The following is a 20,242-nucleotide window of genomic DNA, read 5'->3' as shown; positions in this document are numbered from 1 at the left end:
TATTTTTTTTGATCTTTAATCACGAAACATATATTAACGGTTATTTAGAGAAATTGATTATTTAATGTTAACTATTTATTCAAAGTAACTAAGTCAGCAATAGTTATCGTAGCTTTATTGCTGCTTGATCTGCTCGCCAGTTTTTCCAAAGCGGCGCTCTCTATTGTCAAAACAGCAAATAGCTTTTTCAAATTGTGCTTCATTAAAATCAGGCCACAGCACTTCGGTAAAATAAAGCTCTGCATATGCAGCTTGCCATAATAAAAAGTTGCTAATACGGTAATCACCACCGGTGCGAATAAGTAAGTCTAACGGAGCTGCATCAGCCAAGCAGGTTTGTTGATGTAACGTTTTTTCATTAATATCACCAACGGCTAAGTGCCCTTCTTGTACTTGACTAGCAAGATTTTTAGCTGCGTTAGCAATATCCCAGCGCCCACCATAGTTAGCCGCAACCGACAGTATTAAGCCAGTGTTATTTGCAGTGAGCTGCTCCGATTTAGTAATACTTTTTTGCAATTTATCAGAAAATCGACTTAAGTCTCCAATAACGCGAAAACGGATATTATGCTTGTGTAAGCGTTTAACCTCTTTGGTTAATACGAACATAAACAAATCCATCAATACGCTAACTTCTTGCTCTGGTCGTTGCCAATTTTCACTGCTAAAGGCAAATAATGTTAAAGCACTAATATTAAGTTTTCTGGCAGTGCTGACAACGGCTCTGACCGACTCAACACCCGCTTTGTGCCCAGCAACACGACCTTTGCCTTGCAGTTGTGCCCAACGCCCATTGCCATCCATAATAATAGCAACGTGCTGAGGTATTTTAGTCTCTGCACTGATTGCGTTTAGCGGCTCTATCTTATTATTTTCCACTTAATGATTTATCCATGAATAATTAACTTTTGGAAATACATAATACAAAAAACGCCAGCGATCTTTAATAGATTCTCTGGCGTTTTAAGCAATGTTAATGAATTAAATTTCCATTAACTCTGCTTCTTTCTTTACAAGTACTTCATCAACTTGCTTAATAAAAGTATCGGTGATTTTTTGAATTTCATCTTCAGCTTGTCTATGCTCGTCTTCACTAATTTCTTTATCTTTTAATAAACTTTTAAAGTCTGAGTTTGCATCACGGCGAATGTTACGAATAGCAACTTTACCGCCTTCTGCTTCACCACGTACAACTTTAACTAAATCTTTACGACGCTCTTCTGTTAAAGGTGGTAATGGAATACGAATCAAAGTGCCATTAGACTGTGGGTTTAAACCTAAATCAGATTTCATGATAGCTTTTTCAACAGCGCTGATCATACCTTTGTCAAAAACAGTTACTGATAAGTTACGTGCATCAGGTACTGAAATGTTACCCACTTGACTTAGTGGTGTATCCATACCGTAATATTCAACAACAATATTATCAAGTAAAGAGGCATGCGCACGGCCTGTTCTTACTTTATTTAAGTTGTTTTTTAATGCTTCAACACTTTTAGCCATGCGCTCTTGCGCATCTACTTTAATTTCATCTATCACGTTATTATTTCCTAAAGTTTTACGTAGTCTATTTAGGTCAGCTGTCATAGAGCTAACCACCATAAATTTAAATTACTCACTTTGAGCGTGAGTAATAACTGTTCCTTCGCTTTCACCCATAATGACTGATTTTAGCGCGCCTAGTTTATTCATATTAAAAACACGAATAGGCATATTATGATCTCTTGCTAGGGTAAAGGCAGCTAAGTCCATTACTTTTAATTCTTTATCTAATACTTCATCATAACTTAATTCGCTGTAAAGCTCAGCATTTGGATTTTTCACTGGGTCTTCTGAATAAATACCATCAACTTTGGTCGCTTTTAATACCGCATCAGCTTCAATCTCAATACCGCGTAAACAGGCAGCAGAGTCTGTTGTGAAGAAAGGGTTGCCTGTACCCGCTGAAAAAATAACAACACGGCCTGACTTTAATAAGCTAATAGCATTAGCCCAATTATAACGCTCACATACACCGGCTAAATCAATAGCAGACATTAAACGCGTATTTACAAAAGCACGATGGAGTGCATCTCGCATTGCTAAACCATTCATCACAGTTGCCAACATTCCCATTTGGTCACCAACAACACGGTTCATACCTGCATCGGCTAAACCAGCACCACGGAATAAGTTTCCACCACCAATAACTAAACCGACTTGAATTCCCATTTCAACCAGCTCTTTAATTTCTTGTGCCATACGATCAAGCACTTTGGGGTCGATACCAAAACCTTCTTCGCCCATTAGCGCTTCACCACTAAGTTTTAAAAGGATTCTTCGATAAGCGGGTTTTGGGTTGGTAGTCATAGGGAAAATTCCTGTAGCGATTAAGTAATAAATTCGGGTAATTGAGCTAATTAGTTTTTTTACTTTTTAACATTGCGCTAGCTGAGCATAAATTAAAAACGTAAAAAACCGCGAGTATTTTAATACGTTTAGCGCAGTCACGAAAGTATAATTATAAAAAAGACATCGATATTACCGATATATTCGACATTTTAGCTAGCAACCAATAAAACGAAAGAAACTCATAACAAAATTTGAGCAAAAAAAAACGCCTACAGTGTAGACGTTTTATTATTTTTCGAAAATGAATTAAGCTTTAGCAGCTGCGATTTGTGCTTCAACTTCAGCAGCAAAATCTTCTTCTTTTTTCTCAATACCTTCACCCACTTCTAAACGAGTGAAAGAAGTAACCGTGATGCCTTTCTCTTTAAGAACTTCACCAACAGTTTTCTTAGGTTCCATGATGAACGCTTGACCAGTAAGAGATACTTCACCAGTAAACTTCTTCATGCGACCAGAAACCATTTTTTCAGCGATTTCTTGAGGCTTGCCTTCGTTCATTGCGATATCAATTTGAATCGCTTTTTCTTTTTCAACAACTTCAGCTGGAACGTCATCAGGAGTTAGGAATTCTGGCTTGCTTGCAGCAACGTGCATTGCAATGTGCTTAAGTGATTCAACATCACCTTCACCAGCAACAACAACACCAATAGTAGCACCGTGTTTGTAAGAAGCTAAAGCAGCACCTTCAACATAAGCTACACGACGAACATTGATGTTTTCACCAATTTTAGTCACTAATGCAATACGCTCTTCTTCAAACTTAGCTTGTAAGTCTTCGATAGAAAGTTTTTCAGCAGCGGCAGTTTCAGCAACTTTGTTAGCAAACGCTAAGAAGTTGTCGTCTTTTGCTACGAAATCAGTTTGACAGTTAACTTCAACTAACGTGCCATCTTTAATGATGATTTGACCTTCAGCAGCGATGTTACCCGCTTTTTTAGCAGCTTTTGCTTGACCGTTCTTACGCATATTTTCAATCGCAAGTTCCATGTCACCATCAGCTTCTTGTAAAGCTTTTTTACAATCCATCATGCCCGCAGCTGTGCGTTCACGAAGTTCTTTAACCATTGCAGCAGTAATTGCCATGAGTAAGTTCCTCAGTTTTCTGTTATCCCCAACGCTAACTCAATGATAAAACCATTAATCAACATGGGCATAATATTAAATAGGTAGTCATAAAAGCACTACACCGTAATGCTTTTATGATAGAGCGAAATGTTTAGCTAATTACTCAGCTTCAACAAAACCGTCTTTTTCAGCTTGAACAACGATGTTCTTCTCACGACCTTCAACTACAGCAGTAGCTACTGCATCACAGTATAAAGTTACTGCACGGATAGCATCATCGTTACCCGGTACGATGTAATCAATACCATCTGGGTTTGAGTTAGTATCAACAACAGCAATTACTGGGATACCTAGGTTGTTAGCTTCTTTAATTGCAATGTGCTCGTGATCAGCATCAATGATAAAAATAACATCAGGTAAACCACCCATGTTTTTGATACCACCTAAGCTTTTATCAAGCTTTTCCATTTCACGAGTACGCATTAATGCTTCTTTTTTCGTTAATGCTTCAAAAGTACCATCTGTACTTTGAACTTCAAGGTCTTTAAGACGCTTGATTGATTGACGAACTGTTTTCCAGTTAGTCAACATACCACCTAACCAGCGGTGATTAACGAAGAATTGATCAGACTTAAGTGCTGCTTCTTTGATTGCATCACTTGCAGCACGTTTAGTACCAACAAATAATACTTTACCTTTTTTAGATGAAACATTGTTTACAAAAGCAAGTGCTTCATTAAACATAGGTACAGTTTGTTCAAGGTTGATGATATGAACTTTATCACGAGCACCAAAGATGAACGGCTTCATTTTTGGATTCCAGTAACGAGTTTTGTGACCGAAATGAACACCAGCTTTAAGCATATCGCGCATTGAAACGTTTGACATTTTTTTTCCTTTAATGGGGTTAAGCGTTCATACACCCAATATACACGACTCATCAGCTCTAATTAAATAAAGCGAGCACCCCGGTATACCTTTATAGATGTATGTGAGTTTATAGTAATAACCATCATCACATAATCGTAATAACGGCTGATTTAAGTGCTACTAAACCCAGTACCATTCAGCATTTGAATAATAACTAAAATTTAGCGCGGCACTTTATACCATAAACAGGCACCTTTATCTAGATAAATAAATAATGATTTTGGTGGGATAATCCGCTCAAGCGCGGTAAAATCAATCATTATGACCGAAAACAACTAACCGTCGAGTAAAGCAATGAGTACAGAATTATTTTTTATTTACGATACACACTGCCCATGGAGTTACGCTGCAACACCGCTAGTAGAAGCAGTACAAAGTGCACTACCTGAAGTAAACATTAATTTGTGGCATAGCGCTCACTTTTGCGGTGAAAATGAATCTAAAATCAGCAAAAGCCAAATTACTACGGTAAAATCGTTAGCTGACATTAGCTTTTCTCACCAATACTTGGACAGCTTATCACAAGCAAAAGATTCTACCTTGTGTGCCAATTTAATGACTTGGGCTGCAAACAAAAGCCCTAAACAAGCTTTTTCCCTACTGAAATCCTTACAGGAAGCGCATTTTGGCACTGGGAACGAACTTGTTGATGCAACATCAGTTGACAATATTATTGCACAATTAAAACTATCACCGTCGAGTAAAGTCCTTAAAGCTGATAAACTCACTAGTGATGCCGAAGCGCAAGTGCATGAGATATTTGCACTACAAGAAATAATTGCAACCGAAGCAATACCAGCACTGTTATTAGCCATTGATGATAGGTTAATTTTACTAAACCATAATTTCTATCTTAATGACCCTAGTGCCTTTATTGATGCAGTGAAATTAGAAATAACACAATCAGCATAAATACGTATTAACTTAGTAAGTATCTATCAAAAACACTAAAAACTGTGTTCTATTAATAAAGCGTTACGACAGTTAACAAATTTACACCGACTTAAAAAGAGATTTAACATGGCCATCATTATTAAAAGCCAAGAAGAAATAGAAAAAATGCGTATCGCGGGTAAACTTGCCGCTGACGTTTTAGAGATGATTGAACCGCATGTAAAAGCAGGCGTAACAACAGATGAATTAAATACCCTATGTGCTGATTATACTGAAAAAGTGCAACAAGCTATTTCAGCACCCTTAAATTATCATCACTTTCCAAAATCAATTTGTACCTCCGTAAATCATGTCGTTTGTCATGGTATTCCAAATGATACGCCATTGGTTGACGGCGATATTATTAATATTGATATTACCGTTATTAAAGATGGCTACCATGGTGATACGAGCAAAATGTTTTTCGTTGGCGATGTTTCACCAGAAGATGCACGTTTATGTCGTTTAACACAAGAGTCGCTTTACTTAGCGATTAAAAAAGTTAAGCCTGGCGCCTTTTTTGGTGATATTGGTGCAACCATTCAAAAATTCATTAAAAAATCAGGTCGTTATTCAATAGTAAAAGACTACTGTGGTCATGGAATTGGCGCCGGCTTTCATGAAGAGCCACAAATAGTGCATTATAAAAATAATGACAAAACTAAAATGGAAGCGGGTATGTGCTTTACCATTGAGCCAATGATCAACTTAGGTCGCGCTACGACTATTCTAGATAAAGAAGATAACTGGACGGTTTACACTTCAGATGGTAAAAAGTCAGCGCAATGGGAACATACGTTACTCGTAACACCAACAGGTTGTGAAATATTAACCTTACGTAAAGAAGAAACCATTGCACGTGTTTTACATAATTAATTAAGGAAAGCTTAATTAAAGTAACGGGCTGAATGGCTGCTAGGTAAAATAATACGGTTAACTCTATTAAAAAGGCTTTATTTTGACGACTCTATCATTATCAAAACGCGTTATTCCTGAATATTTTATCGACAGCCTACTTATTGCCGGAGATCCTCTTTCAAGCACTGAAATTTGTCAATTAACACAAGAATTTAATCAATGGTTAAGTGATTCTTTTATTGATAATGATATTAGTGATTTACTCGCCGCCCGTGCTGACTTTGTTGATGCAACACTGCGTAAGCTTTGGTGTCAACATCATCTTGACGAAGATCAAGTAAGCTTAGTTGCTGTTGGTGGCTACGGCCGCGGAGAGCTTCACCCGTACTCAGACATTGATATCTTAATTTTAACACAAGAGCAAATTGCTCCTGAATTAGAAGAAAAAATATCAGCTTTCATTACCCAGTTATGGGATATAAAGCTTGATATTGGTCAAAGTGTTCGCTCCATTAAAGAGTGTTTAAAGCAAGCGACGAAAGATGTCACTATTGCGACTAATTTAATGGAAATGCGGCAAATAGCGGGTAACGACATTCTCACACAACAACTATTACCGCTATTAAATGAAGATGTATTTTGGTCGTCCGAAAAGTTTTTTATCGCCAAATGTAAAGAACAAGACAAACGCCATCAGCAGTACCATGGCGCGGCTTACACATTAGAGCCAAACCTAAAAGCTAACCCCGGCGGTTTGCGCGATATTCAAACTATTGCCTGGGTTGCTAAAAGACACTTTCTTGCTGACTCTCTTGAGGAGCTAGTAGAGCACAATTATCTTTATCCTAGTGAGTTTGTCGAACTACTTGAAGCACAAGATTATTTGTGGCGTATGCGCTTTGCTTTACACTTTGTCGCTAAAAGAAATGAAAACCGTTTATTGTTTGACTACCAAACCGATGTCGCAAAAATGATGGGCTTTGGTGATGAAGGCAAAGCCCCTGTTGAGCGTATGATGAAACGTTTTTTCAGAATACTTTCTCGTATTACTGAGCTTAACACTATGCTTTTACAGCATTTTCAACAAGCTATTATCAAAAAGCCAGAACAAAGTAACATCACGATAATTAACCAAGATTTTGAGTTGGTTGATAAATTAATCAACACTCGTGACGATCGCATTTTTATGCGTCCAGTGAAAATGATCGAACTCTTTTTAATTATCGCCCAAGAGCCAAGCATTAAAGGGATACACTCTCATACGTTACGCTTAATGCGTAATGCTCGTCGACGCTTAATTTCAGGATTAATCGATTACGCAAAATGCCGTAATATTTTTATGGAGATTATTCGCCACCCTCGCGGTTTAGGGCTCGCGTTTAACTTAATGCATAAACACGGCATTATTGGCTCATACTTACCATTATGGCGTAATATTGTTGGCCAAATGCAGTTTGATTTATTTCATGCTTACTCGGTAGATGAGCACAGTTACCGAGTGATCAAAAATTTATACCAATTTAGTCAAAAAGAGCATAACCATAAGTACCCATTATGTAGCAAAATAGTACAAAAAGTACGTAAGCCTGAAGTACTGTATTTAGCTGGGATTTTTCACGACATTGCCAAAGGTCGCGGTGGTAACCATGCAAAGTTAGGCGCAACAGACGCACTTAATTTCTGTTTATCACACCAAATGAGTAAACATGACAGCAATATGGTAGCTTGGCTTGTTGAGCACCATCTATTGATGTCGATTATTGCGCAGCGACGTGACATTTCTGATGAAAATGTTATCCGCAGCTTTGGTGAGAAAGTACGCGATGAAGCACACTTAAACTACCTATACTGTTTAACGGTTGCCGATATGAGAGCGACCAACGAAAGCCTATGGAACAGTTGGAAATCAAACTTACTTAAAGATTTATACTTCAATACGCTACGAGCATTTAGACATGGCTTAGAAAAGCCCGTAGAAATTCGCTCTAAAATTCGTGAAAATCAACAAGGTGCAATGAATATATTATTCTCTGCCGATGTTGACGTGCAGTTAATTAAAGAGCTATGGAGTGAGTTTAGAGTCGATTATTTTTTACGTTATTCGCCTGAGCAAATTGCCAGACATAGTGAAAACATTATCAAGCATGATAGAAAGAAACCTTTAGTATTAATTAGTCCCAAGCCATTTAGAGGGGGGACAGAGGTTTTCATTTTCACTAAAGAAAGACGTAACATTTTTGCCAGCACAGTATCATTTCTAGGTAGTAAAAAACTTTCCATTCACGATGCTAAAATTATTACCACCAAAACTGGCTACACTGTAAATACCTTTATTGTGCTAGATAGCCGTGGTAAAGCATTAAATGAAAGCTACTACACCAAAGAGATCTGTGAAGATTTAGTAGATCGTTTAGGTGAAGATAATTATTGCGACACCCCACTACAGTCACCATCAAAACGTGTTAAACAATTCAAAGTGCCTTTACGGGTTAGCTTTATTAAAATACATGCAAAAACCAGAACCATGATTGAAATTGTTGCTTTAGATAGACCTGGCTTATTAGCCAATATTGCGCAAGTTTTTCAACAAGAAAAAATTAGTATTCATTCAGCTAAGATCACAACTTTTGGTGAAAAAGCAGACGATGTTTTTACCATTTCAACCTTTGATGATGAAGCATTAACTGAGCAAGAAAAACAAGATTTAGCCGAAAAACTTACCGAACAAATTGATTAACAAAAATTAACGATAGGAAAAATAATGACAAATTTAACTACGCTAGAAACCATCATTGAACAGGCTTTTGACGACAGAGCGAATATAACGCCAGCAAAAGTTTCACCTGAAGTAAAAACTGCAGTACTTGACGCACTTGCAGCATTAAATAATGGCAGTGCACGCGTAGCTGAAAAAATTAATGGTCAATGGCATGTTCATCAATGGCTAAAAAAGGCGGTCTTACTATCATTTCGTATTTGGGATAATACCGTTATTGACGGCGCTGAAAGTACCTTTTTTGATAAAGTACCAATGAAGTACAGCGATTATAACCAAGCGATGTTTGAAGCTGATGGCGTACGTGTTGTTCCTGGTGCTAGTGTTCGCACGGGTAGCTTTATTGGTAAAAACGTAGTTGTTATGCCGAGTTTCGTTAATATTGGCGCTTTTGTTGATGAAGGCTGCATGGTTGATGCTTGGGCTACTGTTGGCTCGTGTGCACAAATAGGTAAAAATGTTCATCTTTCAGGTGGCGTCGGCATTGGTGGCGTTTTAGAGCCATTACAAGCGGGTCCAACAATTATTGAAGATAACTGTTTTATTGGCGCACGTTCTGAAATTGTAGAAGGTGTGGTGGTTGAAGAAGGCGCAGTTATTTCAATGGGCGTTTATATTGGTCAAAGTACACGCATTTTTGACAGAGAAACAGGCGAAGTTCATTACGGTAGAGTACCTGCAGGCTCAGTTGTTGTTCCAGGTAACTTACCATCAAAATGTGGTACCTATAGCTTATATGCTGCCATCATTGTCAAGAAAGTAGATGCTAAAACTCGCGCTAAAGTAGGCATTAATGAGTTATTACGCTCTGTATCTGAAGAGTAATAAACCTGCTAAGCCCAGAATCACCTGGGCTTAAATATCTCCAGTGTATTGATATTCTCAGGACTCAAATATAGTCAGCTTATGGCGAGTAGAACACAGAACGTTACTCGTTATAGCTGATAATATTTTTATCAATACCTCACTATACTTAGCCGCTATTTATTCTCTCTCTATTTTTGAGTGAAACATAAAAAGATAGCCACTTACTATAGCGTTATAAAATTGACGCTTGGCTTAACAAGCAATAAGCAAAAATTAAAAAAGTACAAAATAACATCATAAATAAAAATATACCTTCCAAATTCGTAAATCACCAATCAACATAAAGCGCTTATTTTTCAACAGAATAAAAATATAAAAATCGCCAAGCTTCTTTTTTACTCTCTATATAGCTGCCACTTTTTTAACCTTGGCATAACCTTTGCCCTATTGATACTAAGTTCACGAGTACACAAGCATTAGGTTTATTATGACAATTATTAAAACGCATTTATTAACATTTTTTTCATTAGTAGGTTGCCTACTCTTAAGTGCCTGCAGTTCAACACAAACTGACTATAGCGATAATAAATCAATAATGAATAATGGTTATTACGCTAATAATATGACGAGCAATAATACGACTGGCTTTTATTTAACAAGAAAGAGCGTTCAAAAAAAGGCGTTGGTTTCAGATCACCATATAATGATATCTCTTTTAAATCGTTCAGTAACCGCAGATCAAGCGATGATGCAGCAATTTGAAGCCGACCGTGAACAATATGCTAACAGCTACGTCATGCCACAAGTCACAATTAAAGGTGAGAAAAGTACTGATAAAACTCAAGGTAGAGCACAGCATGCTTATGCGAACTTTATAGAGCAAGATATTAACAGTGTTCGCATTAGCGCTATGCCAGAGTAGAGTCTATAAAGAATTTCAACAGACGAATTACTCTGAGCGCGGCTTAACAAATGTTTCTCTAGCAGCTACTTCTCCTAACTTCTTCGCTAAATTTACTTGTAATAGGCTAGGAGTTCAGGTTAATTACTGCAATAGTTACATCCGCGTTAATCAATAATATCGGCTACAGGGCAATTTATAGCGGTTAATATCTCTGTAAACTCGGGACTTAAACTCGCTTTAATGGTGAGTTTTTTCAGTAAGACCGGATGTTCAAATGTCATCTCTTTCGCCACTAACAATAATCGCTCTAAATTAAACTGCTCTCTAAACATAGTGTTATGTTTACCGTCACCATGCGTGGTGTCTCCAACTATCGGATGAAAAATATGCTTCATGTGACGTCTGAGCTGATGTTTCCTTCCGGTTTGTGGCATTAATGACAATAGAGAATAACGTGAAGTAGCATAACGCCCAACAGCAATGGGTAACTCTCCTTGCCACAGGGTTTTATATTCAGTAACTGCCGGTTGCGCTAACTTGTCTTGCTGCGCTTTTTTATCGGTCATTTTATCAAGCATCTCTTTGAGCGGATAATCAATACAATCACTCTCAGGGGTATAGCCTCGCACCAAAGCAATGTACTTTTTCTGTATAGTTTTCTCACTAAACTGCTCGGTTAATTTTGCCGCTATTTCAGCAGAAAGTGCCATAACCAAAACACCCGAGGTAGGTTTATCTAATCGATGAACGGGATAAACATATTGACCAATTTGATCTCGTACTAATTGTAAGGCAAAACGCGTTTCATGCTTATCTATCATAGAGCGGTGCACTAACAATCCCGAAGGTTTGTCAATAACAATAATATACTCGTCTTGGTAAAGAATAGGCAGCATAGTTATCCTTGCATACTTGGTTGAGTCAACGACAAATCAATAGCGGCAATAATACTTAATAACGAATTAGCTTCACTGCCTAAGCGTTTAAATGCTTCTTCAGCCATAGGAGATAATGAAATCGAGCTGGGTAAAGGTAAGTTTTCGTTAAGCAAGTGCTGCATTTTAGGAAGAAAAATAAATTGCAGCCATTGCTCAAAAAATAATGTGTCAACACAAAAAGGCAGCTTACTCTTAAGCTTTTCTGTTGCTGGAGGAATGTCTTGCCATAAGTGTTGTGCTTTTAATGCTTGAGTTAAATCATTTAATAGCACCGAGATGTGTGCTTTTTGATTAGTGTTCATTGGGTTTATTCACTGATTAGGTCTCTGTTTAATACAAACTTTTACTATGTTAATCGCGCCATTATCCTTATAATATCAGGCTAATTCAACCAACATGATTTTGATATTTTATGTCTGACAACGCACAACCCCAAAACATCGATACTATTTCTCAATTACTAAAACTATCGGGTTCACAATATCGCCTTTATGATATGGGTCGCTTAGTCACTAAAGTGCCGAAAGAGCTATTTGAAAAAGTTGAGTTAAACCAAGTCCCCTACCCGACACCTTCACAAGGCCATGCGTTTATCGCAATCGCGTTTTGGCAAAAACAATCTGCTCAGCCTTACTTATGGTTATTAAAATTACCGCTAGATGAGCGAGGGTTATTAAACCAAGGGGCTCGCAATCACTTTATCGCCATTATTGTAGAAGCTCTCGGCGCTGATTTAACCCAAGAAGCGAGTAAAAAACAAGAAGATATTCTCAGTAGTAACCCGTACTTATTTACGCCAGCCCAATACAAATTAGCCAGCTTAAATAGCAAAATTAAAGTGGATCTAAAACAGCCAGCCAGTGAGTATTTATCACCATTTTTAAGTTACATCAGCGGTGATTTAGGTTGGGATAATTGGCAAGCCGTTGGTGTGCAAGGTATTACCGACTTTACTGCAAGAATAAAGCAAGATAATAACAGCGCACTTTTATGCAAGGCATTCAACAACTTACCCGAAGAAGTTTTATTACCTTTATGCGGCGCACTAGAAAATGAAAGCTTAGACGTTAACTTAATCGACATCATACTAACGCGCTTAACTACGCAACTACAAAATACAGCACAATTGGCCACACAGACAGAGAGTGAAGAAGAGCCAAGTCAGCAAATAGCTCAGCACTTATTGCGTGCTTTAGCAGGCAGCATTCAACATAAGCATGTCATTGAATTTATTGACTCATTATTACAACAAGCATATGTTAGCCCTGACTTATTAATTACACTGTCTGGTCGCTGCTGGTCAGTATTAGCCGACAATACTCGATTAATGGCTTATTTTGAACATCTAGTTAGCAGTAATGACATACCACTATTTACCAGTATATTTAAAGATTTAGTTGCCATTCCGACCATTCGTCCTGTGGTATTTCAATGTATGCGAGCGCCTAATCGCTCTCCAGCACTGGCTCAAGCTATTGGACAGTTATTTAACCAAGCTTAGTCTCGTAGTAGACTTGTCAATAATAATAAAGTTGAGCTCGCTAAGATATATTCACTAAAATGCTAAACACTAACCTTTAAGCAAAGTTACTTCAATGATATGGTTTGCTTAAAGTGATACCTAGCCCTTGGTTAGCCTAATTTTGCTGTAATGAGAGCACTATGGAAAATATTTATTATTTATTAATCGCTTTTTTAATCGCTTGGTACTTCATTTATTTACGAAAAGTATCTGAGTGTGCCAAAGTACATGTTGATAATTACTGTAAAAAATCAGGATTACAGTTTATCGCCTTAGCACGACGCACTAGTCGATTTAGCGTAACTAAAGAGCACGGCGCTTGCATTAAAAGTGTTTTTGACTTTGAGTTTAGTGGTGATGGCGAGTCTAATAATCAAGGGACATTAACTTTATGCGGCTTAAAACTAGAGCAAGTTGTTTTGCCCGCTTATAAAATTAACGAACCCTATTAAGACTCAAAGTATTTTGATAAAAATAAGTGCAACAAAATATCAAAAACACTGAAATATATAACTTTTAGAATAAACATATCAAATTAACTCATCAACTTTCGGAGCTATTTTGCTTTTACTACAATCTATTTTTTGCTTAAAAGGTAACGATAACCGCAGCCGATATTTAGCATTAGCTGCGCTAGCCTATGCCTTATTTGTGCTTTTCTCAGCAATTTTCACCGGTAACTTTCTTGTTGGTTTTTTACTGTTACTACTTTGCACTAGTTTATTAGCGTTAACCACAAAAAGACGTTTACACGACGCGAAACAAAGTGAGCGTTTATTACTTATTCCAGCAGTACTATTTTTTATCACTGGGCTGGCAACATTATTTATTGCTGATAATGGCTACTACTTATTAATACTGCCGATAATAAGCTCAGCCTTTTTTCTAAGTTATGTGAGTAAGCTAACAGACCGTCAAGTTAGCTATATCTATGGTTATTACGGTCCGGTTGACTTATCGAGCCTTAAAGAAAGTAGCGCGCCATTACAAAACCGCCGTATTGAACCAACTCTCGCTTCACAAGGCATCACTAATCAACAGTTTGACACTATTACAACAGAAGTTGTTAATGAGTCTGTAGCGCAAATAAAGCCGCAAAAAGACACCATAAACACCACAGTAACTCCGCAGAACGACCTTGGCGAAAACATTCGCTTAGCATTATTTACAAATAAAAAGCTTCAACTAGGAGTAGCACTAATAGCAGCGTTACTGCTCATTACTATTATTGGCATTACAATAGCAAACGCTATAGATAATAAGTCGAGTAAACAAGCTTTAGAAAGTGAAGCTCAAAACCAAGAAAAAGCTGGCGAAAACAGTCATAAGTTAATACGAAATGAGCCGTTACCCATGCCTGATAATTTCACGCTGTATTTATCACAACATCAAGGCGTGATCATTCATTGGCAAGCTGATGATGTTGAAAATGGTCAGTTATGGTCGCAACTATCAACTCAAGGTGACAAAAGCTGTAATGTGATTAATTTTAATAAAGGCGAGGATATTCGCACAGTACGCGTTGATGTTGAAAATATTAATCATTATTACGCTGCATTCTCCCCTCTTGACAGTAAAGCACTCATTAGAGCGCTAGCATTTAAAGGTGATTTTAGCTTGTGTGGCTATAAATTTTCATTAAAAGGTAGTCAAGCCGCATTAAGTAGAAATAATCACTACGGACAATATATTGATTACTAAACATTAATAGTAATTAAAACAATAAAAACTAAAAAGCGACCCAATGTCGCTTTTTAGTTTTTTGCTCGTAGCAAGCACCATTAATCGGAATATTGTGATAAGTTAGCCATACCAGTCAGCCAGTATTTTCTCAACTTTATTCATATCTAAATGCGCTCTACAGGCATTAGCAACCCGATTAATCGCTTCCTCTTCAATCACTTCAATACTTGGCGCTAAACTGACCTCAAAGTTTAGCCACAGCATAAACAGCTGTAACGCTTGCGGTTGATCAAACAAACCGTGAAGGTAGCAACCAGCAACCTGCTCATCAGCGCTTAGCGTTCCTGGCTCGGGATAATGCGTTGCTTTCAGGTCGGCGGTAATTAGTGTTGATAGCTCATTAGGCTGCTCTGTACTAACATATTTACCTTCAGCTTCTTTAGTAACTGCTTTAGTCGCTCTTTTAATACTTTCTTTAGTGCTTTCTTTAGTATTGTTGCTGCTTGTTTCACCGGCATGAATTTCATAACCGTTAATGTTAGCGGTTTTTCCTGCAAGATTAAGCGTTCCACTGACATTAACTAAGGTTTTATTTTTCGTTAATTCAGTACGAAGTGGGAAATAACCTAGCCCTTTAGTCGTGCCCGCTTCACCTTCAATACCATATGGGTCAGCAATCATTTCACCTAACATTTGGTAACCACCGCAAACCCCTAATACTTTACCGCCATAACGTAAATGACGCGCGATTTCATCATGCCAACCTCGGGCACGTAAAAAGGCTAAATCACCACGAACGTTTTTACTACCTGGTAATATTAATAAGTCACAAGGAGGAATAGCCACTTTATCAATTGTAGCTTCGCCCTCACCGCCCTTAGCAAATAAGAACTGACAATCAATATCACTATGGTGCCTTAACGCATCAAAGTCGGTATGATTACTCATATGCGGATAAACCAGTACCACTATTTTTACTTTACTCGCTATTTTGTCACTCTGCTGGGTAACTAAAGCGTCTTCTGATGAAACATCAAGGCCATGTAAATAAGGCAGCACACCTAAAACGGGTTTATTGGTTTTTTCTTCGAGCCAAGTTAACCCCGATTCAAGCAAACGAATATCACCGCGAAAGCGATTAATAACAAAACCTGCCACTCGGTCTTGCTCAGATTGTGATAACAACATTAAGGTGCCAACAAGTTGGGCAAAGACACCGCCTTTATCAATATCTGCAATAATAATTACCGGACAATCTGCTGCCTCAGCAAACCCCATATTGGCAATATCACCTTTACGTAGGTTAATTTCAGCGGGGCTGCCAGCACCTTCCACGACAATAAGTTGATAGTTATCCATTAAACGTTGATGTGAAGCTAGCACCCCTTGCATCGCTACTTTTTTGTAATCTTGGTATTGCTTAGCTTCCATATTAGAAAGCGCTTTACCGTGCATGATAACTTGTGCACCGGTATCGCTATTTGGCTTAAGTAAAATAGGATTAAAATCAACAGACAACGCAACTCTGGCCGCTTTAGCTTGTAGTGCTTGTCCTCGTCCGATTTCACCGCCACAAGGTGTTACCGCACTGTTTAGCGCCATATTTTGCGGCTTAAATGGTGCAACTTTCTTACCTTGATCTGCAAAGACACGACACAAGCCTGCTACTAGTGTCGTTTTACCTGCATCAGAAGTGGTGCCTTGTACCATCAGAGTTGGAGTTTTATTATTCATTTAATAGGTTACTGCATAGTTAATGTTGATAAATTGCCACAATTAGCTTTATCCGCGTTACTCATCGAGTAAAGGCATAGCAATCGTATTCACTTGGGTAAAGTAATCATGTGAAGAGGCTGATTGGTCAATGTTTTGAGAGTGAGTAGGTGAACTACTGTTATCATCAATAGATCGTACCGATAGTTGAGTTAGACTACCATAGCCAATATGTAAGTTTTGATACCAACTTGCTTGCTGCCAGTTAAGCTGTAATACGTGCGCTAGAATCATGCGAATCACACCACCATGTGCAAAAATAATAATACGTCGTGGTTGTAAACCTTGCGTAGTTTGTAAGCTTAGCTGCTGCGTTAAGAGACTTTTCCATGCAGAAATTACCCGTTGATGAAATTCAGCCAAGCTTTCTGCTTGAGGCAATATGACATTAGCGGGTGATTGAAAAAACTCTTCAAGAGTATTCCAATGTAACCCAGAAACCGATATTGACTCTTGCTTATCAAAAGGTAACTCATCAAACAACACACCATCATAGCGACCAAAGTTCATTTCTTGAAAGTCGTCTTTAATTAATAAAGGTGCATGAGTTAATTGAGCTAATTGTTTAGCAGCTAAAGCGCAGCGCTGTAACGGGGAGCTGAATATTTGCTGATAAATAGCTGGCAGCTTTAGAGTATTAGTGGCTGTTCTAGTTTGGCGAAGCTCACTCCTTTTCAATAAAGCAGCTATTAATAAGTCATTATCAGCAGCTTTGGGGGCTACGTCAGTTTTTCCGTAAAGCGCAGCTTTCCCCTCAACTTTAACGTGACGTACCAGCTCTATCTGCAGCATAAATTACCAACAAGATTATAGAATAAATGGTAGCTTGCCCTAACGGCTAGATAACTTAGCAATGAATTGATAATCATAAAAAACTGCTTAAGCTTTTTTCAATGTTAATGGAATACCGGCAGTTACGAGTGTTACCTGATCGGCAACCTTAGCCACTGCTTGATTAAGCCAACCACAATAGTCAACATACAAGCGAGTAGCTGCCCCCATAGGGATCACACCTAAACCAATTTCATTACTGACAATAACGATATCAATATCTAAAATAGCAAGCGTGGCAATTAGCTGATCCATTTCGTCATTTAAATGCTGTGCTTGTTCGGTCTTATTCTTATATTCTACCGAAAAAAGCTGGTTATTTAGCCACAAGGTTAAACAGTCAAGTAAGTAAACCTGATTTTTAGGCAATGATTGTAGTTGCTCACTAAGCAGTAAAGGGCACTCTATTAGCTGCCACTCTTGCCCTCTGTCAGTTTGATGCTTAACAATACGATCAAGCATTTCATCATCTACCGCTGTTGCCGTCGCAATATAAGCTGCCTGTTTATTGTTACTTTTACACAAAGCCAAAGTTTGCTGCTCAGCAAAACTCGACTTTCCTGAGCGTGCCCCACCTAACACTAAATGTATCATTAGAGTGTTCCTATGCTTGTATCATGAATAAGCGCATTATTACTAAAAACTGCCATGACCAAAATAACCGACAAAAGTAAGATAAATTAACAGCTCACTTAACTGTTGCGCAGCCCCTAAACAATCCCCAGTAAAACCACCGAGGCGTTTTAATAACCATAACTTAAAATACCAACGAAACAAAAAAAGCACAGCCAACGTTATCCAAATTAAAGCCAATGGATAAAACAATAAAGGAGTAATACCTATGACTAATAAAAGCAAACGCTCTTGATTTGATTGAAACTGTGCTAACGGCTTACTTTTACTGTTATCTGTTTCGGTAACATAAGGGAGCGCTGAGATTAAGCTGCCAGCCAATGCACGAGAAAGTCCAGCAGCTAAAAAAAGCGCACCTAAAAACAAGGTAAGATTAATTTGCGCTAACGCATGTAACAAATAAAACTTTAATAGTAAGGCAATAAATAGGGTAACCGCACCGTAGGTTCCTAAGCGACTATCTTTCATAATAGCTAAGCGCTTACTTACCTCAAACGCACCACCTATTCCGTCTGCCATATCTGCTAAGCCATCTTCATGAAACGCGCCAGTCAATAACAAACTAATAGCCAATACTAAAATGATAACAACTGTCACGGGAAAGAAATCCGCTAGAATATAGGCACAGCTCGCTAATATTAAGCCGATAAATAAGCCTACTAATGAAAAATAACGATTGGCTTGATTCAGCAACGAAGGAGAGTATTCCATAGACTTAGGCACAGGAATGCGGGTGAAAAAGCTTAATGCTAAATAAAACAAGTTAAGCTGGGCCTTACAAGACTGAACAATATCTTTACCTATCAAGTGCTTCATAATACTCATATTATGCTACTTAGTTTTTGGCCAATAGTTATCATACCGTAACGCCAGCATCTTCAAAACTTGCCATATTATTATAAAAACTCGCCGCTGCCGTTAGCAGTGGGTAAGCTAACGCCGCACCTGAGCCTTCACCAAGTCGCAAACCTAAACTTAATAACGGCTTAGTGTGGTAGCGACTATCTTGCTTGAATTCATTTAATAAACCTTGGTGCGCTTTTTCTTGTGAGACATGAGAGAAAATAAGGTAGTCGACTACATTGGCATTTATTTTAACGGCAACCAAAGCTGCAACGCTCACAATAAAGCCATCAACAACTACGGCAACACTCGCTTTAGCGGCAGCTAAAATAGCGCCAACCATTTGTACTATTTCAAAGCCACCGAGCTCACTTAAAAGTGTTTTGATATAAACAGTATTATCTACTTCTTCAACACCGTCTAAAGAAGGGTTATTGAGCGTATTAATACGCGCTAAGGCTTGGGTTATTAGTCGTTTTTTCTGCGCTAATTGTAGCTCAGTAATTCCTGTTCCCATACCAACACAATCGTCAACTGAATAAGAAGTAAGTGCTAACATTAGCGCCGATGCAGAGCTAGTATTCGCAATGCCCATCTCACCTAATAAAATAACGTCACAGCCCAACGCTAACTGCTGAGTAACGACCTTTTCACCGTAACTTAAACCTTGCTCAACTTGCCTTAAGCTCATTGCTGCTTGGTTTGCGATATTGTGCGTGCCCGCGCCTAAACGTTGCACAACAAAGCTCACGTTACTCTCTACGTACTCTGCTTTATCTTTATCGCTAATCGCATCGAGTACGCCACAATCTATTACCGTCATTCCTATATCATTGTTGCGACAAAAACAATTAATAGCAGCCCCCTCGGATAAAAAGTTTAAAACCATCTGCCGAGTTACCGCACTGGGCGCTATACTAACTTGCGCCTCATTAATTCCATGATCGCCAGCAAAAACTAACATCATTGGCTTAGTTAAACTTAGCTTTGTCTTTACACTAAACGCCAAGTCACTATGACCTTCATTAACTGTCATACGTTGCCATTGAATCAACATCAGCTGTTTAGCTAAAGTTTCAAGCTCACCTAATGCGGCAACTGGTTTTGTTTTACCATCAATTTTAGCTTGAGTAGCGCTTAACTGACTTCTATTTACTGCAGGAATTGCATACATGACTTAAATGACTCTTAGTATTTTAGAACGGAAATAAGCGAGTTATCTTATGTTATTTCAGTGATTAACAAAATAACTGATTAACAATAAGTTATATTGCAAGCTACTTTTTGATTTGCTTTGATTGCACTTTAAAAACATAACGGCAAAACGTAAAAAGCCCAACTCCATGAGTTAGGCT

The 20,242-nt window shown here is 38.1% G+C and carries 20 protein-coding genes; 8 read left to right on the top strand and 12 right to left on the bottom strand.

From position 1 onward, the window contains the following. Positions 1-114 precede the first annotated feature (114 nt). The 5 genes from uppS to rpsB form a co-directional block, all read right to left on the bottom strand. A complete protein-coding gene (gene uppS, locus ABD005_RS07500; RefSeq protein WP_343816722.1) occupies positions 115-879 on the bottom strand; it encodes a polyprenyl diphosphate synthase in 765 nt (254 codons plus the stop codon). Between the two features lie 102 nt (positions 880-981). Further along, entirely contained in the window at positions 982-1,539 is a 558-nt protein-coding gene (frr, locus tag ABD005_RS07495; RefSeq protein WP_215978817.1) for a ribosome recycling factor, read from the bottom strand. Positions 1,540-1,611: 72 nt separating this feature from the next. Continuing rightward, positions 1,612-2,349 (bottom strand): UMP kinase, encoded by a 738-nt coding sequence (gene pyrH / locus ABD005_RS07490; protein ID WP_215978816.1) that lies wholly within the window; start codon positions 2,347-2,349, stop codon positions 1,612-1,614. A 288-nt stretch (positions 2,350-2,637) separates the two neighbouring features. Continuing rightward, positions 2,638-3,474: a translation elongation factor Ts gene (gene tsf / locus ABD005_RS07485; RefSeq protein WP_215978815.1), complete on the bottom strand. Its 837-nt coding sequence runs from the start codon at positions 3,472-3,474 to the stop codon at positions 2,638-2,640. A gap of 141 nt (positions 3,475-3,615) precedes the next feature. Next, positions 3,616-4,344, bottom strand: coding sequence for a 30S ribosomal protein S2 (gene rpsB / locus ABD005_RS07480; RefSeq protein WP_215978814.1), 729 nt, complete (start codon positions 4,342-4,344; stop codon positions 3,616-3,618). Between the two features lie 336 nt (positions 4,345-4,680). On the opposite strand from rpsB, the gene ABD005_RS07475 reads away from it, so the two are divergent. The 5 genes from ABD005_RS07475 to ABD005_RS07455 all read left to right on the top strand — a co-directional run bounded on the left by ABD005_RS07475 (position 4,681) and on the right by ABD005_RS07455 (position 10,682). Next, positions 4,681-5,298, top strand: coding sequence for a hypothetical protein (locus tag ABD005_RS07475; protein ID WP_343816719.1), 618 nt, complete (start codon positions 4,681-4,683; stop codon positions 5,296-5,298). 51 nt (positions 5,299-5,349) lie between these two features. After that, entirely contained in the window at positions 5,350-6,195 is an 846-nt protein-coding gene (gene map / locus ABD005_RS07470) for a type I methionyl aminopeptidase (RefSeq protein WP_343816797.1), read from the top strand. Between the two features lie 82 nt (positions 6,196-6,277). After that, complete coding sequence (glnD, locus tag ABD005_RS07465) at positions 6,278-8,914, top strand: [protein-PII] uridylyltransferase (RefSeq protein ID WP_343816717.1); 2,637 nt, start codon at positions 6,278-6,280, stop codon at positions 8,912-8,914. A gap of 24 nt (positions 8,915-8,938) precedes the next feature. Then, positions 8,939-9,778 carry a 2,3,4,5-tetrahydropyridine-2,6-dicarboxylate N-succinyltransferase gene (gene dapD, locus ABD005_RS07460; RefSeq protein WP_215978810.1) on the top strand — a complete coding sequence of 280 codons (840 nt, stop codon included), beginning with the start codon at positions 8,939-8,941 and terminating at the stop codon, positions 9,776-9,778. A 469-nt stretch (positions 9,779-10,247) separates the two neighbouring features. Beyond that, a complete protein-coding gene (locus ABD005_RS07455) occupies positions 10,248-10,682 on the top strand; it encodes a hypothetical protein (RefSeq protein WP_343816714.1) in 435 nt (144 codons plus the stop codon). Between the two features lie 146 nt (positions 10,683-10,828). On the opposite strand, the gene truC is transcribed toward ABD005_RS07455, so the two are convergent. Further along, positions 10,829-11,560: a tRNA pseudouridine(65) synthase TruC gene (truC, locus tag ABD005_RS07450; RefSeq protein ID WP_343816712.1), complete on the bottom strand. Its 732-nt coding sequence runs from the start codon at positions 11,558-11,560 to the stop codon at positions 10,829-10,831. Positions 11,561-11,562: 2 nt separating this feature from the next. Next, entirely contained in the window at positions 11,563-11,904 is a 342-nt protein-coding gene (locus ABD005_RS07445; protein WP_343816710.1) for a YqcC family protein, read from the bottom strand. A gap of 110 nt (positions 11,905-12,014) precedes the next feature. Here ABD005_RS07445 and ABD005_RS07440 point away from each other — a divergent pair, with 110 nt between their 5' ends. The 3 genes from ABD005_RS07440 to ABD005_RS07430 all read left to right on the top strand — a co-directional run bounded on the left by ABD005_RS07440 (position 12,015) and on the right by ABD005_RS07430 (position 14,825). Next, positions 12,015-13,103 carry a DUF3549 family protein gene (locus tag ABD005_RS07440; protein ID WP_343816708.1) on the top strand — a complete coding sequence of 363 codons (1,089 nt, stop codon included), beginning with the start codon at positions 12,015-12,017 and terminating at the stop codon, positions 13,101-13,103. Positions 13,104-13,264: 161 nt separating this feature from the next. Beyond that, positions 13,265-13,576, top strand: a complete 312-nt coding sequence (locus ABD005_RS07435; protein ID WP_215978805.1) for a DUF3301 domain-containing protein — start codon at positions 13,265-13,267, stop codon at positions 13,574-13,576. Positions 13,577-13,685: 109 nt separating this feature from the next. Beyond that, on the top strand, positions 13,686-14,825 hold the full coding sequence (locus ABD005_RS07430; RefSeq protein WP_343816706.1) for a hypothetical protein: 1,140 nt from the start codon (positions 13,686-13,688) through the stop codon (positions 14,823-14,825). A gap of 102 nt (positions 14,826-14,927) precedes the next feature. Here ABD005_RS07430 and ABD005_RS07425 read toward each other — a convergent pair whose 3' ends face one another. From ABD005_RS07425 to cobT, 5 genes are all read right to left on the bottom strand, one after another. Further along, positions 14,928-16,541 carry a cobyric acid synthase gene (locus tag ABD005_RS07425; protein ID WP_343816704.1) on the bottom strand — a complete coding sequence of 538 codons (1,614 nt, stop codon included), beginning with the start codon at positions 16,539-16,541 and terminating at the stop codon, positions 14,928-14,930. 57 nt (positions 16,542-16,598) lie between these two features. Then, positions 16,599-17,372, bottom strand: coding sequence for a histidine phosphatase family protein (locus ABD005_RS07420; protein WP_343816702.1), 774 nt, complete (start codon positions 17,370-17,372; stop codon positions 16,599-16,601). Positions 17,373-17,459: 87 nt separating this feature from the next. Continuing rightward, positions 17,460-18,005: a bifunctional adenosylcobinamide kinase/adenosylcobinamide-phosphate guanylyltransferase gene (gene cobU / locus ABD005_RS07415; protein WP_343816700.1), complete on the bottom strand. Its 546-nt coding sequence runs from the start codon at positions 18,003-18,005 to the stop codon at positions 17,460-17,462. A 42-nt stretch (positions 18,006-18,047) separates the two neighbouring features. After that, on the bottom strand, positions 18,048-18,869 hold the full coding sequence (locus tag ABD005_RS07410) for an adenosylcobinamide-GDP ribazoletransferase (protein WP_343816698.1): 822 nt from the start codon (positions 18,867-18,869) through the stop codon (positions 18,048-18,050). Positions 18,870-18,900: 31 nt separating this feature from the next. Next, complete coding sequence (gene cobT, locus ABD005_RS07405) at positions 18,901-20,061, bottom strand: nicotinate-nucleotide--dimethylbenzimidazole phosphoribosyltransferase (RefSeq protein WP_343816696.1); 1,161 nt, start codon at positions 20,059-20,061, stop codon at positions 18,901-18,903. Positions 20,062-20,242: the final 181 nt, after the last annotated feature.

Origin of the sequence: Colwellia asteriadis, from assembly GCF_039523295.1 — a bacterium.
Taxonomy (GTDB): domain Bacteria; phylum Pseudomonadota; class Gammaproteobacteria; order Enterobacterales; family Alteromonadaceae; genus Colwellia; species Colwellia asteriadis.
The sequence above is the reverse complement of the archived record's forward strand: the minus strand, read 5'-3'. Positions and strand labels throughout refer to the sequence as shown.

Bases quoted from the DNA above. Each gene is read 5' to 3' on its own strand.
- ABD005_RS07435 (WP_215978805.1), top strand. From the start codon at position 13,265: ATGGAAAATATTTATTATTTATTAATCGCTTTTTTAATCGCTTGGTAC.
- cobU (WP_343816700.1), bottom strand. From the start codon at position 18,005: ATGATACATTTAGTGTTAGGTGGGGCACGCTCAGGAAAGTCGAGTTTT.
- ABD005_RS07410 (WP_343816698.1), bottom strand. From the start codon at position 18,869: ATGAGTATTATGAAGCACTTGATAGGTAAAGATATTGTTCAGTCTTGT.
- tsf (WP_215978815.1), bottom strand. From the start codon at position 3,474: ATGGCAATTACTGCTGCAATGGTTAAAGAACTTCGTGAACGCACAGCT.
- rpsB (WP_215978814.1), bottom strand. From the start codon at position 4,344: ATGTCAAACGTTTCAATGCGCGATATGCTTAAAGCTGGTGTTCATTTC.
- ABD005_RS07440 (WP_343816708.1), top strand. From the start codon at position 12,015: ATGTCTGACAACGCACAACCCCAAAACATCGATACTATTTCTCAATTA.
- ABD005_RS07475 (WP_343816719.1), top strand. From the start codon at position 4,681: ATGAGTACAGAATTATTTTTTATTTACGATACACACTGCCCATGGAGT.
- cobT (WP_343816696.1), bottom strand. From the start codon at position 20,061: ATGTATGCAATTCCTGCAGTAAATAGAAGTCAGTTAAGCGCTACTCAA.
- pyrH (WP_215978816.1), bottom strand. From the start codon at position 2,349: ATGACTACCAACCCAAAACCCGCTTATCGAAGAATCCTTTTAAAACTT.
- ABD005_RS07425 (WP_343816704.1), bottom strand. From the start codon at position 16,541: ATGAATAATAAAACTCCAACTCTGATGGTACAAGGCACCACTTCTGAT.
- truC (WP_343816712.1), bottom strand. From the start codon at position 11,560: ATGCTGCCTATTCTTTACCAAGACGAGTATATTATTGTTATTGACAAA.
- ABD005_RS07455 (WP_343816714.1), top strand. From the start codon at position 10,248: ATGACAATTATTAAAACGCATTTATTAACATTTTTTTCATTAGTAGGT.
- dapD (WP_215978810.1), top strand. From the start codon at position 8,939: ATGACAAATTTAACTACGCTAGAAACCATCATTGAACAGGCTTTTGAC.
- ABD005_RS07445 (WP_343816710.1), bottom strand. From the start codon at position 11,904: ATGAACACTAATCAAAAAGCACACATCTCGGTGCTATTAAATGATTTA.
- ABD005_RS07420 (WP_343816702.1), bottom strand. From the start codon at position 17,372: ATGCTGCAGATAGAGCTGGTACGTCACGTTAAAGTTGAGGGGAAAGCT.